Consider the following 12,997-nt stretch of genomic DNA (forward strand, 5'->3'; position numbering starts at 1 on the left):
TCTACTTCCGGGTAGAGTTGTTTCGATCTGTATCCTCAGAATTATCCTGATCGGTAACATCCTTTGAATCAGAATCGTGAGAACTGGAAGTCGCAGTTTTTTCAACCCCTAAATCGGGGGTTTCAGTGGCGTCTACAACATCGTTATTGTCGAGCTGCGCCGCCTCTTCCTCCGTGATTGGAGCAAGGGGAATTTCCATAGCACCACGGATTGCTTGACGCATCCACACGGTTTCATCACCCGAGGGGCTTTCCAATGTTACTGCGTCGCCATCAATAGAAACAATTTTTCCGAAAAAACCTGATGTTGTGACAACATCCGTGCCCGGAACGATAACTGATTCACGCTCTTGCTCCATACGAGCACGGGTCTTTTTACTTTGTTGCGACATGAAAATCATTATTACTGCCATGACGGCAAAAATAATTAAATATTCCACGACTTCTCCTCAGAATTTAAACATGTACTGTGCTAGTTTACCCGTATTCTTGGCTTTCTCGCTGATACAGACACATTTCACAGTATGATTTTCCTTTACTCTTCCCACAGCATAGGAGAATCCGCGGGAGGTTGAAGCCCTAAATGCCGCCAGGCAAGAGGCGAAGCCATTCGCCCACGCGGAGTACGAATCAAAAAACCTTCTCTCACGAGATACGGTTCGGCAACCGTTTCCACAGTTTCTGGCTCCTCACCGACACTGACCGCAAGCGTTGTGAGGCCAACCGGGCCTCCATTAAATCGCAGACATACGGCTTCAAGAACCGCCCGATCCAAACGATCTAATCCGCGCGGATCAACCTCAAAGAGATCCAGGGCCGCCTTCGCGGCCGTAATATCTAGCTCCCCGGTTCCACGCACCTGCGCCCAGTCTTGAACGCGCCGCAAGAGTCTGTTAGCAATACGGGGAGTCCCACGCGAACGCCCCGCAATTTCACAGGCAGCCTCCTGGGTGATTGTCACCTGAAGTTTTACCGCGTTTTTACGCACAATACGCGCCAATTCTTCCGGTTCGTAATATTCCAGATGTGCGGTAAAACCGAAACGGTCACGCAAAGGCGCCGGAAGCAAACCCGCGCGCGTTGTTGCACCCACAACGGTGAAGAAAGGAAGCGGTAGCGGAATAGATGTTGCGCCCGGCCCCTTCCCTACCATCACGTCAACACGAAAATCCTCCATGGCGAGATACAGCATTTCTTCCGCATTACGCGCCAAACGATGAATTTCGTCGATAAACAACACATCATTTTCTTGGACAGACGATAAAATTGCCGCTAAATCACCCGAATGTTGAATGGCGGGCCCTGAGGTCAGACGTAAAGAACCGCCAACCTCATGCGCAATAATCATGGCAAGCGTGGTTTTTCCCAAACCCGGTGGCCCAGACAGCAATACGTGATCGGGTGTACGCCCGCGAGCAATCGCCGCGTCAAGCACGAGGGAGAGCTGATCTCGCACTGTTTCCTGACCCACAAAATCAGATAGCTGCCGCGGGCGCAACGCCGCCTCAACAGCCCGTTCAGAATCTTGTGCTTCAGGATTCACCATCTGCGTAGAAAAATCTTCAGACATAGCGCTCATTATCGTCGTGCTCCTAGAATTTGAAGGCTGGCGCGAAGCAATACCGCAACCGCAGCGCCGGGAGTTTCCGCCACCGCCTGCTCATAAGCCACAACAGCATCACGTTCAGGCCACCCCAACCCCACAAGGGCTTCCACAACCTGCCCGCTTCCTCCGAAACTAGCGTTCCCTCCATCACCACCGGCAAAGGAACCGCCCGCCACTGCCGGGCCGAGCTTATTACCCAACTCTAAAATAATGCGTTGAGCACCCTTCTTCCCAATACCCGGAACCCTGGTAAGCGCCGCCTCGTCCTTATGCTGAATCGCGGCACGCAAGCCATCTGGAGAATGAACGCTCAACATGGCTAGAGCCACCTTCGCCCCAATACCGGAGACGGACTGCAAAATTTCGTACACATCACGTTCGTCCTCCGTCGAAAAACCGTAAAGAGAAGGAATACCATCACGAACCGCGACCATTGACGTGAAAAGAACACAGTCCTCCCCCTCCCTCACGTGAGAAAGAGTTTCCGGCGTGCAATAAACTTTTACGCCAAACCCCGCGGTTTCCACAACGGCAAATGTAGGCGCAACCCGTGTTACACGACCACGAATATGTGAGAGCACCACCCACCCCTTTCGAACGTTTGTTTGAAAGTCTAATAGATTGAGGGGAAAAAGTCTTGTTTACGCGCGGATTATTGTTTGGCGCGCTTCGTGGAGGAGGATTTTTTTGCGACGACGGGGGCAACCGCTCCAGCCCGCCGGCTCATGCGCTCGGCACCTGCCCACAGTTTTTGGGCCGGAGTTAAATCGCTACCTTCTGCCCTCGGCAAAGCGCCCGCGCCTCCATGTTGAGCATTATCCACACGCTCTTCCATGTGGATCGCTCCCCCACGCCAGGCGTGGGCTATTGCAATCGCTAAAGCATCCGCAGCGTCCTTGGGGCGAGGTAACTCCTGCAAACCTAAAATGCGTTGCACCATTGTTTGCACCTGGATTTTTTGTGCGCGCCCGCTTCCCGTCACGGCCGCTTTCACCTCGGAAGGCGAATGAAGCCCGAGTGGCAGATGCGCCCGTGCGGCAGCTAGCATGGCAATCCCCGCAACCTGCGCGGTTGACGTCACCGAACGCACATTCTCTTGGGCGAAAACGCGTTCCACAGCCACAACATCGGGCTGAAATTCTTCAATCACCGCATCAATTTCGCGCGCAATCAATAAAAGCCTGTGGTGCGGGGGCAGATGAACGTCTGAACGCGCAACCCTCATATCAACAAGACGCACCCGGCGCGTTGGATCGGCATCTATTGTGCCGAGTCCGCACCGGGTGAGCCCTGGGTCAATTCCGAGAACGCGCAACTATGCGTCCAGTTTCGCCATAATTTCGTCGGAAATATCTGCGTTGGAATACACTTCCTGAATGTCATCCACATCGTCGAGCGCATCAAGAAGTTTCAACAACTTTTGCGCACCAGCTTCATCAAGTGGCACCTCTGTGGATGCAACGAACCTGGTTTCTGCCGAGTTGTAATCAATTCCGGCTTCCTGCAAAGCTGTACGAACCGCCACAACATCACCGGGAGCGGAGGTAATAATGAACACATCGTCCTGAGCTTCAACTTCTTCGGCACCCGCATCCAAAACAGCCATGAGAATATCGTCCTCAGTGTTATCTCCAGCCACGGCCTCCACAACACCTTTACGGCTGAAAAGATAGGACACGGAACCCGGATCTGCAAGATTTCCGCCGTTGCGGGACAGTGCGGTACGCACATCACTGGCGGCACGGTTGCGGTTATCCGTCAAACATTCAATAAGGATGGCAACCCCGCCAGGCCCGTAGCCTTCGTATGTAATCGAATCGTATTGAACTGAATCGTCGGTTTCGCCACTGCCACGCTTGACCGCGCGGGTAATATTATCAGCCGGAACAGAGTTCTGTTTCGCTTTCTGGATAGCATCGTAAAGCGTTGGGTTACCGGCTGGGTCACCTCCACCCATACGTGCCGCAACTTCAATGTTCTTCACTAGACGTGCGAAAAGCTTACCACGCTTGGCATCATTCGCCGCTTTCTTATGCTTGGTGGTTGCCCACTTGGAATGTCCTGACACAGGCCCTCCAGTTTCGATATACAAAGTTCCGTGGTTATTGTACGCCTAGTAGAGCGTTTTCCCTATATTAGCGTTCAAAAATTCACAGTTGGCGCACAGGTTCGGCTTTTCACCACTATTTTTCGACGACGGAAAACACCTTTCCATCCCACCCGTCCAATAAACATCGAACAACCTGGGGAAGGTTGTGTGGGTAGCTTGGGATTGCCTGAGGCAAGGCACTATCTGCCTCAATATTTTCAAGGGTTCTCCACGCGAGCCCGTCAAGGACTTCTTTTTCGAGGTCGGTATAGCTCACGCCCTCTTGGGTAAGGACATCACGTGCCTGAGTATCGTTCAATTTCGCCCAGAAAAATACTTCGTGTTGGCGCCTGGTTTCCTGCGAGAAATAGAAAACAGCTTCGCGTTCAATAACCGGGCCAGTAAGGAGTTCCGGGTCGAGGTGAACCCCGGTTTCTTCATGAAATTCTCTGACGGCTGCGTGGCGCGGGTTTTCTCCTGCGTCTATCCCACCGCCGGGTGTGAACCACCAGCGATGTAAAGGATCTTTATCGTCGTGCCCCTTCATGAGAAGAAGGCGACCATGCTCATCAGTGGCAATAATTCTTGCGGCTTTTCGGAAAAGGAGGCCGTCCTCTCCCATTATCCAGCCGTTACTATCGGGCTGGACGGAGTTAGTCATCGTCGAAATCGATTCGTTGTGGCATTGAGGTGTGGCCGGCGAGTCGGAAAATACGCACAAGCGGTTTTTTCCACAGGCGTTGTGCCTGGAAAACGTGAGAATTATAGAAGGTTCGCGCCATGCGGACATTAATACGTGCCTGCTCAAGTTGAGGGTATATGCGCGCACCTGCCCGACTCAAATTATCCGTCGCCATATCGTCAACGGCATACCTTAAAGTGTGGGTGAGAAACTCCTCCGCTTTAATTCGTTCGCGTACAGTGTTGCTTTGACCGTAAGAACCGTTGAGAAATTCCTGACGAGAACCTCGAATCTCGTCGAGCCCATCATCCACAATGGGGAACATGCTCGTATCCATTGCCTGCTGTGCGCTATCCGTCAAAATCAGTGCGGATGCAACATCAATATCTGGTGTATGCGCGAATTCCATGGCGTACCGTGCGCGTGCTTGAAGGGCGTGTTCGAGAACGCGTCGCGATTTGAGCAAGGTGGTGTTGAGGCGATCGAGGCGGCGCGCAACACTCACCCCCTTCCAAAACACAAGCAACCCCACAATAACGACTATGAGAACATACCAATACCACGTCATTATTCGCTCCATTCGTCAAGAGGAACATTGGCGGTACGAATAGCTGTGTCATATACGGCGAGAATCTGGGATGCAACGGTTTCCCAATCGTACCGTGTTGCTTCTGCTTGCGCGGCCTGTGAAATGAGCTGACGGTGCTGCGGATCTCTCAATTCTTGGCAGATAACACGCGCCAAATCTTCCGAGTTTTCGTTTTCGAAATGAGCACCAAAACTCCCATCCCCCAAAACAGCGCGAAATGCCGGAATATCGGATGCCACGATAAAAGCCCCGGCGCTCATTGCTTCTGTCAAAATAATGCCGAAACTCTCCCCGCCGGTATTGGGAGCGACATATACGTCAACGCTCGCCAGAAGCCCGGCTTTATCTGCGTCGCTCACTCTTCCCAAGAATTCGACGGCTGGCGCTGCCTGCCCGAAAAGTTTGAGCGCAGCTTCTGTCTCCCCGTTTCCAGCAATGAGGAACCTGGCGCCCGGATATTCGTTCAATATAGCGGGTGCTGCCGCGCCAAGTTCGGGTAGGCCTTTGCGGGGTTCGTCTAAACGCCCGAGGAAAGCAATGGTGGGGTTTTCCGTCGTCCCGGTGAAACGTTCATCGCGTGGAACGTGAAATTCTTTGGTGTATACGCCGTTGGGAATAATATATGCATCGCCTCCGAGGTAGTGCATTGTTGTGCGCCTGGCTTCCTGGGAGACGGCGATACGCGCCTGAATTTTTTCCATGACTCTACGCAAAACCCCGCCGAAAATATTGAAGGCGCGGGATTGTTCCATCGCTACATGGTGTGTGGAGACAACGGGACATTCTGCCGCCATGAGCGCGAGCATGGACACGGAAGGTGCGAAAGGTTCATGAATGTGGAGGACGTCGAAATTACCTTCATCAACCCAGGTTTTCACAAGGGTATTGACGCGCGGCCCGAAGGACAGGCGCGCTATTGAACCGTTGTAGGGAATGGGGAGGGATTGGCCGACGAGGGTCATGTAACTGGGTGCGTCCTCAACCGTTCCGGGTGAAATAACGGAGACCTGGTGGCCACGCTGGATGAGTTCTTCGGCAAGATCACGAATATGAACCTGCACTCCCCCCGCGGCGTCCCATGAATAGGGGCAGGCGATACCGATTTTCACTGCGTCACCTCCTCTTTTGCTTCCCATTCGCGCTGGCGTTTCGCCATGATTTCTTCCCAGCGCCTTCTGCCTGCTTCAAAGCGTTCTGGATCGAGATCCGCAACAAATACTTTTTGAAGCATATGCCAATCTTCAAGGTGTTCACTCACGCATTTCTCGAAACGTGATACCCATTCTTGGCTCATTCTCTCAATATCTGCCTGTTTTTCACGGGGCGAAGCGTCTTTCTCAACCTTCGGGTACACGAACTCGTCGGAAGCGAGAATCATGCGCCACCGGGTGCCAAGCCCCTCGCGTTTTTTCGCCTTTTTGTAGTAGCTAAAGAAGCAGGCTATCGGGCGCCCGGTTTCCTGGGCGACGATTGCGGGGCCTGCTGCCACCATCATTTTTTCCCCGAAAAATTCCACCGGAATACCGCTTGACGTGAGGTCGCGATCCGCAAGTATTGCCGATAATACCGGGGCTTCCTCAGTGTCTCGCACAATATTGTGGATAGCCCCGGCGCCTTTGACGACGGGGTAAATCGTCATCCCTAAAGATTCTCGAAAATCCACGAAGGATGTGAATAATTCTTCCGGTTCGAGTTTTTCGACGAGGGTGTGGACGGGCGCTAGATGGTTGCACGCCCAGGCTCCGGCCAAATCCCAATTTCCCATATGCATGAGGGTTGCAGGAAGGGCGCGCCCGGCATCAAATTCTGCATGTACGTGATCGAAATTCCGGGTAACTACACGGCGTTGAACACTCTCATCATCCCACGATCCAAGCCTCAGCACTTCATAGTAGTAGCGCATATAGGATCGCATACCAGCGCGAGCTAAAGATCGTGCCTGCCGAGCTGTCATATTCGGGCGAATTCGCGCCTGATTTCGTTTTAGTTGCTTGGTTCCGCCCAGGGGTAAACTCCCGGCAACAGTCCCTACCGTGTTGAATAATCCACGCCCAAGGGATTCTGGGCATGTTCGAACGATTTTTTGTGCGATAGAAAAGACCGTTGTTATTTTCATTGATTCACCTATTTTCGATTTTTGCGCCGGTGACTTTGTTGATACACAGTGCACATTCGTTGAAGAACCGTTATCCATCCGGCAACTGCCAGGAAAATAATTGCCGTTCCTAATGCCCAATTCCACCATCCGGCTCCGGTCACTAGGGCTCCCAGTAGGACGACGACGAGCCTGTCCGCACGCTCAGAAATCCCTACATTCGCGGTTAACCCCAAGGATTGCGCACGTGCTTTTACGTAGCTGGTGCACAGAGCCGCAACGGTTGCACTCAACGCAACATATATGAGGGAAACCGTTGCGTTTCCGTAAAGGTTGTAGCGGAGCATCCACATAATAATGCCGGTAAAAATAGCGCCATCGGCAACCCTATCAAGGGAGGAATCCAGGAAGGCCCCCCAGGTGGAGGATGTTCCAGTAAGCCGCGCAATTTGCCCGTCGAGTGAATCAAAAATAACTGTCGCCATAATGAGAATGGTGGCGATTACGGGGTGTCCGAGCGGATACAATACCAGCGCCCACAGAACCGTCAACACGGTTCCGGTAATAGTGACCGCATCTGCAGTAATACCGGCGCGTACACACAGTTTCGCGATGGACCCAAAAATCATTTGGGCCACACCGCGTCCTGACCTGGAAAGCATGAGTTATTTCGCCTCGTACTTTTCTTCTTCGGGCTTGTTGTAGCGTTTATTTACAACGCTCACAATGTGTGCAATGGCGGCCCCTTGAGGCACCCCGTTGCACTGTTCGCCATCTCTAAAGCGGAAGGATACCGCGTTATTTTCTGCGTCCTCGCCACCCACAATGAGGGTGAAGGGAATTTTATCCTTGGAGGCGTTACGGATTTTCTTTCCGAAACGATCATCTGAGGTATCCACCGTGACGCGAATAAATTCGGAGCGCAATTTCTGGGCAATATCTTCACAGTAGTTGTTGAAGGCATCGGCAACGGGAACGAGGCGTACCTGCTCGGGGGCCAACCATGCCGGGAATGCCCCCGCATACTGCTCAATCAAAACTCCCATGAATCGTTCGATTGCCCCGAACAAGGCACGGTGAATCATGACGGGGCGCTTGCGGCTACCGTCGGCTGCCGTGTATTCCAAATCAAAGCGTTCGGGAAGGTTGAAATCAAGCTGAATTGTGGACATCTGCCAGGTTCTGCCGATTGCGTCCTTTGCCTGCACTGAAATCTTCGGGCCATAGAATGCCGCACCTTCAGGATCGGGAATAAGTTCGAGCCCCGAGGCTTTCGCCACCTCTTCCAAAACCCGTGTGGCTTCTTCCCATACTTCGTCGTCGCCAATAAACTTCTTCGGGTTTTTGGTGGAGAGTTCCAAATAGAAATCATCTAACCCGAAATCACGCAAAAGGCTTAGAACGAAGGTCAACAGTGAACTGAGTTCCTCACGCATTTGCTCGCGAGTGCTGTAAATGTGGGCATCGTCCTGTGTGAAGCCGCGTGCGCGCGTAAGTCCGTGCACCACACCTGATTTTTCATAACGGTACACTTGCCCGAATTCGAAAAGACGCAGGGGCAAATCGCGGTAGGAACGCCCACGGCTCCGGTAAATCAGGGAATGCATGGGGCAATTCATTGGTTTCAGGTAATAATCCTGGCCCTGTTTGGTGATGTTGCCTTCCGCATCGGTTTCTTCATCAATATGCATGGGAGGGAACATGCCGTCCTTGTACCAGGAAAGATGCCCGGAAGTTTCAAACAGTTGCCCCTTCGTAATATGCGGGGTGTAAACAAAATCGTATCCGGCTTGAATATGGCGTTTGCGCGAATAGTTTTCCATTTCCATGCGAATAATTCCGCCTTTGGGATGGAAAAGTGGTAGCCCGGAACCGACCTCTTCAGGGAAGCTGAAAAGATCAAGTTCTGTTCCTAAACGACGGTGATCGCGTCGTTCAGCTTCCGCAATACGATGCTGGTAGTCCGCAAGCTCTTCTTTGCTGGGCCACGCGGTTCCGTAAATACGCTGGAGTTGATCGTTTGCCTGATCGCCTTTCCAGTAGGCTGCCGAGGATTTCGTGAGCGCAAATCCGTTGCCAATGAATTTGGTGGAAGGAAGGTGCGGGCCTCGGCACAAATCCGTCCAGATAATGTTTCCGTTGCGGTCGACATTATCGTACATGGTGAGTTCCGCACCGCCGACTTCAACGCTTGCGCCTTCCGCGTCCCCACCTTTAGAACCGATGAGTTCAAGTTTGTAGGGTTGCTCGGCTTCTTCCTTGCGCGCTTCTTCTTCGCTTACAACTCGACGCACAAAACGCTGGTTGTCCTTGACAATACGCTTCATGCGTTTTTCAAGTTCTTTCATGGTTTCGGGAGTTACGGCTGGAATATTCCCGAAATCGTAGTAGTATCCGTCCGTAATGTAGGGCCCAATTCCGAGATTGGCATCGGGATAGAGTTGTTGCACGGCTTGTGCGAGCACGTGCGTTGTGGAGTGGCGGAGAATATTGAGTCCATCGGGCGAATCAATCGTAACTGTTTGAACTGTTGCCCCATCGAGTGTGGCTAAATCAGTAGCTAAATCTTTCAGTTCTCCGTTGACTCGAAGTGCAATAATGTTGCGTTCTTTTTTAAAATAATCGGTTCCTAGAGTGGTTGATTCAATACTGATTGAATTCCCATCGAGGTTAAACGATGCCGACACAATATCTCCTTTGTTTTAGGGTGACACCGGTACAAGGGGTGCCATCTCTTAAGGTTACCAGGTCGCTCCCTCACTATTTTTTACGACGACGGCGGTTATCGCCACATTTCGTTATTTTTTCGGGAACCGTTTATTGTTTTACCCGTTTTTCCATACGAAAAGTTTGTGCTATGACCATGACACAAGGTACATTCTCACTCCTAATAAAGTTCTTACCTCCACAAACACGCCTTAATCTTGTGTGTGTTTTCGTGTGCACTGTGCGGTGCGTAAAACAAGGAGTGCACCCAATTCGAGATATGGTACATAAAACAAGGAACGGCGCCCCGTATTGGGACGCCGTTCGTGATTGTTTCTCTCGTTTCTCACATGAGAAACTTTCCTTGGTTCTTTACGCAGATGCGCGGAAGAACCAAGCTTGCTGTTCAAGGGCGATGGCCGCTGCGCGGAGAATATCGCCACTTAGCGAATCTTGATCGTCTACCTTATCGAGGTCGGATTTAATACGATCGGCTACTTTTTGAATGGCACGTGCGGTGGCCGGATATGCATCGTCAACCGCGATGGGGCCTTCACCTGGGTTATCCACGGCGCTTCCCTTGCTGACGGTATCGGCGCGTCCGTCGGGGAAAGCTCCGATTGTTGCGATACGTTCTGCAACTTCGTCATACTGTTCGCGAGCAAGATCCACAACTTCGTCGAGGGCGAGGTGGAGTTCGCGGAAGCGAGGACCCTGGATATTCCAGTGGTACTGCTTACAGACGAGGGATAGATCAATGAGGTCGCACAATGTGCGCTGAAGAGCATCTACTACCATTTTTTCAGCCATGTTTTTCCTTTCTGGCTTACGTTGTATATGCCACACGGCGTGGTTGGAGCCGTCTGACTTGAGTTTCCTGCCACGTAGCTTGAGTTTCGTGCCACGTGATTGTTACTGACGCCCGTAGACGTTAAGTCTTTACATGTGTAAGTCTAGGAGTTTTACCTGGAAATACTAGGCAGGTCACACTAACCTGACCAATTCCAGATAACGTCGCGAATCGTCGATAAAGCACTTATTTTGAGCCATTCCAGAAAACAGAAGGATTTTTATCGTCGTACAACAAATTTCGCTATAGGCATAGTTCTGTGTCGCCTACAGCCACGTTACCGTGCGCAAACCCACCCTACCCAAAAAATAATGAGCAGACATTACCGCAGGAACACGCTTGCACATTCAAACATGACATCCCCTCATTTTTCTGCCCAGAAATCACATGATAAAATTGAACTCCATGAAAGATAGTTTTCACGAGAAAAGCACAAAATTCATTTTCGTGACCGGCGGAGTCGTGTCCTCCCTCGGTAAAGGACTTTCCGCGGCAAGCCTCGGGCAACTCCTTACATCCCGTGGCCTTAAAGTCACAATGCAGAAACTCGACCCCTATCTCAACGTCGACCCCGGAACAATGAACCCCTTCGAACACGGAGAAGTTTTTGTGACCGAAGACGGTGCGGAAACCGATCTTGATCTCGGACACTACGAAAGATTCCTGGGGCGCAACCTCTACCAAAACTCCAACGTCACCACCGGAAAAGTTTATTCACACATAATTGCCAAAGAACGCCGAGGCGGTTTCCTCGGAAAAACCGTTCAAGTTATCCCGCACATCACCGACGAAATTAAAAACCGTATCCTCTCCATGGCAGAACCTCACGGAGACGAACCCGCCCCCGATGTAGTCATTTGCGAAATCGGCGGAACTATCGGGGACATCGAATCCCAACCCTTCCTTGAAGCCGCACGCCAAATCCCCCATGCCGTCGGCCGTAACAACACCTTCTATATTCACGTATCTCTCGTCCCCTACCTCGTACCCAGCGGAGAACTCAAAACAAAACCCACGCAACATTCCGTGGCCGCACTGCGCGCAATCGGCATTATTCCCGACGCCATTATTTTGCGAGCAGACCGCGAGCTACCCCAATATCTCAAAGAAAAAATCGCCCTCATGTGCGATGTTGATATTGATGGCGTAATCGCTTGCCCCGACGCGCCCTCTATTTACGATATCCCACGTGTTCTCTATAGGGAACATTTGGACACCTACGTGATTCGCAAGCTAGGACTGCCCTTCCAAGATGTCGATTGGTCGCAGTGGAATAAACTTCTGGATGCTGTGCGTGGCCCCGATGGAGAAGTTCGCGTCGCTATTGTCGGAAAATATGTTGATTTGCACGACGCATATCTTTCGGTTGCGGAAGCTGTGCGCGCCGCATGTTTCGCACACCATAAGGTTGCGAAAATTGTGTGGGTTACCTCCGATGATTGCAAAACAGCTGAAGACGCAGAAAAAGAGCTTGGCAATGTTGATGCGATTATTGTTCCCGGAGGTTTCGGATCGCGAGGCATTGAAGGAAAACTGAGCTCCATCACCTACGCGCGCACCCACAATATTCCGTTCCTGGGAATTTGCCTTGGCCTGCAATGCGTGGTTATTGAAGCGGCGCGGAGTATAGGAATGTCGGACGCCTCCTCCACAGAATTTAATCCTCACACCCCACATCCTGTTATTTCGACGATGGAGGAACAATTGGCGGCCGTTGCCGGGGAAGCTGATTTAGGCGGAACCATGAGGCTCGGATCCTATCCGGCAGTACTCGAAAAGGGATCCGTGGTGTGCGAAGCATACGGATCAACGAATATTACGGAACGGCATCGTCACCGTTACGAGGTCAATAACTCCTATCGTGAACAAATTTCAGAAGGAACTGGGCTACGTTTCAGCGGAACCTCTCCCGACGGACAGCTTGTTGAATTTGTCGAATATTCAGAACATCCCTATTTTGTGGCAACACAGGGGCATCCTGAATTTAAATCACGCCCAACGGATCCGCACCCACTGTTTGACGGATTGGTTAAGGCCGCGATTGCGAAGAAATCGTAACCACAACTGCAGTGTCCCCAAAACACGAAATACAACCCCGGAAAATCAACAAAAAACAAGCCCCCTCAACACAAAAACAAAAAACTTGTGGAAGTCAGGCCATAATGTGAATTCCCAAGAAATCTTAATGTGACACTGAGGATATAAAGATACTGTGGCTATAGAAGTGGTGTGGGGCTGGAAGAATTCCAGCCCCACACCACTAGTGCATTACCGGCGCGGTAAAAACGTTAGGCTCAAAGCCTAAAAACACCAGCCACACTCACCGCAGCGCGAGGTAAAAGCGCGCACCGGCATCGTCGTCGTAAAAAACTACTCCGAAA

General features: G+C 51.6%; 13 protein-coding genes. 1 reads left to right on the plus strand and 12 read right to left on the minus strand.

The window, feature by feature from the left end; genetic code table 11:
* Position 1: 1 nt before the first annotated feature.
* From G445_RS08795 to G445_RS0100155, 12 genes are all read right to left on the minus strand, one after another.
* Positions 2 to 439, minus strand: coding sequence for a preprotein translocase subunit YajC (locus G445_RS08795; protein ID WP_022865547.1), 438 nt, complete (start codon positions 437 to 439; stop codon positions 2 to 4).
* Positions 440 to 534: 95 nt separating this feature from the next.
* Entirely contained in the window at positions 535 to 1,569 is a 1,035-nt protein-coding gene (ruvB, locus tag G445_RS0100100) for a Holliday junction branch migration DNA helicase RuvB (protein WP_026420800.1), read from the minus strand.
* 8 nt (positions 1,570 to 1,577) lie between these two features.
* Positions 1,578 to 2,186, minus strand: a complete 609-nt coding sequence (gene ruvA / locus G445_RS0100105; protein WP_026420801.1) for a Holliday junction branch migration protein RuvA — start codon at positions 2,184 to 2,186, stop codon at positions 1,578 to 1,580.
* A 71-nt stretch (positions 2,187 to 2,257) separates the two neighbouring features.
* Positions 2,258 to 2,920 (minus strand): crossover junction endodeoxyribonuclease RuvC, encoded by a 663-nt coding sequence (ruvC, locus tag G445_RS0100110; protein ID WP_022865550.1) that lies wholly within the window; start codon positions 2,918 to 2,920, stop codon positions 2,258 to 2,260.
* A complete protein-coding gene (locus tag G445_RS0100115; protein WP_022865551.1) occupies positions 2,921 to 3,673 on the minus strand; it encodes a YebC/PmpR family DNA-binding transcriptional regulator in 753 nt (250 codons plus the stop codon).
* Between the two features lie 115 nt (positions 3,674 to 3,788).
* Complete coding sequence (locus tag G445_RS0100120) at positions 3,789 to 4,355, minus strand: NUDIX hydrolase (protein ID WP_022865552.1); 567 nt, start codon at positions 4,353 to 4,355, stop codon at positions 3,789 to 3,791.
* Positions 4,348 to 4,956 (minus strand): hypothetical protein, encoded by a 609-nt coding sequence (locus tag G445_RS0100125; protein ID WP_211210487.1) that lies wholly within the window; start codon positions 4,954 to 4,956, stop codon positions 4,348 to 4,350. The genes G445_RS0100120 and G445_RS0100125 overlap by 8 nt, the downstream gene beginning before the upstream one ends.
* Positions 4,944 to 6,074 (minus strand): glycosyltransferase family 4 protein, encoded by a 1,131-nt coding sequence (locus G445_RS0100130; protein WP_022865554.1) that lies wholly within the window; start codon positions 6,072 to 6,074, stop codon positions 4,944 to 4,946. The genes G445_RS0100125 and G445_RS0100130 overlap by 13 nt, the downstream gene beginning before the upstream one ends.
* Positions 6,071 to 7,081, minus strand: coding sequence for a phosphatidylinositol mannoside acyltransferase (locus G445_RS0100135; RefSeq protein ID WP_022865555.1), 1,011 nt, complete (start codon positions 7,079 to 7,081; stop codon positions 6,071 to 6,073). The genes G445_RS0100130 and G445_RS0100135 overlap by 4 nt, the downstream gene beginning before the upstream one ends.
* Positions 7,082 to 7,089: 8 nt before the next feature.
* Positions 7,090 to 7,722 (minus strand): phosphatidylinositol phosphate synthase, encoded by a 633-nt coding sequence (pgsA, locus tag G445_RS0100140; RefSeq protein WP_022865556.1) that lies wholly within the window; start codon positions 7,720 to 7,722, stop codon positions 7,090 to 7,092.
* 3 nt (positions 7,723 to 7,725) lie between these two features.
* Positions 7,726 to 9,750, minus strand: coding sequence for a threonine--tRNA ligase (gene thrS, locus G445_RS0100145; protein ID WP_371926737.1), 2,025 nt, complete (start codon positions 9,748 to 9,750; stop codon positions 7,726 to 7,728).
* A 388-nt stretch (positions 9,751 to 10,138) separates the two neighbouring features.
* On the minus strand, positions 10,139 to 10,576 hold the full coding sequence (locus tag G445_RS0100155) for a Dps family protein (protein ID WP_022865558.1): 438 nt from the start codon (positions 10,574 to 10,576) through the stop codon (positions 10,139 to 10,141).
* A 445-nt stretch (positions 10,577 to 11,021) separates the two neighbouring features.
* Here G445_RS0100155 and G445_RS0100160 point away from each other — a divergent pair, with 445 nt between their 5' ends.
* Positions 11,022 to 12,674 carry a CTP synthase gene (locus tag G445_RS0100160; RefSeq protein ID WP_026420804.1) on the plus strand — a complete coding sequence of 551 codons (1,653 nt, stop codon included), beginning with the start codon at positions 11,022 to 11,024 and terminating at the stop codon, positions 12,672 to 12,674.
* The last annotated feature ends 323 nt before the right edge of the window (positions 12,675 to 12,997 follow it).

The organism is Actinotignum urinale DSM 15805, from assembly GCF_000420445.1.
Classification (GTDB): domain Bacteria; phylum Actinomycetota; class Actinomycetes; order Actinomycetales; family Actinomycetaceae; genus Actinotignum; species Actinotignum urinale.

Bases quoted from the DNA above. Each gene is read 5' to 3' on its own strand.
- G445_RS0100135 (WP_022865555.1), bottom strand. From the start codon at position 7,081: ATGAAAATAACAACGGTCTTTTCTATCGCACAAAAAATCGTTCGAACA.
- G445_RS0100160 (WP_026420804.1), top strand. From the start codon at position 11,022: ATGAAAGATAGTTTTCACGAGAAAAGCACAAAATTCATTTTCGTGACC.
- G445_RS0100125 (WP_211210487.1), bottom strand. From the start codon at position 4,956: ATGGAGCGAATAATGACGTGGTATTGGTATGTTCTCATAGTCGTTATT.
- pgsA (WP_022865556.1), bottom strand. From the start codon at position 7,722: ATGCTTTCCAGGTCAGGACGCGGTGTGGCCCAAATGATTTTTGGGTCC.
- G445_RS0100155 (WP_022865558.1), bottom strand. From the start codon at position 10,576: ATGGCTGAAAAAATGGTAGTAGATGCTCTTCAGCGCACATTGTGCGAC.
- G445_RS0100120 (WP_022865552.1), bottom strand. From the start codon at position 4,355: ATGACTAACTCCGTCCAGCCCGATAGTAACGGCTGGATAATGGGAGAG.
- ruvB (WP_026420800.1), bottom strand. From the start codon at position 1,569: ATGTCTGAAGATTTTTCTACGCAGATGGTGAATCCTGAAGCACAAGAT.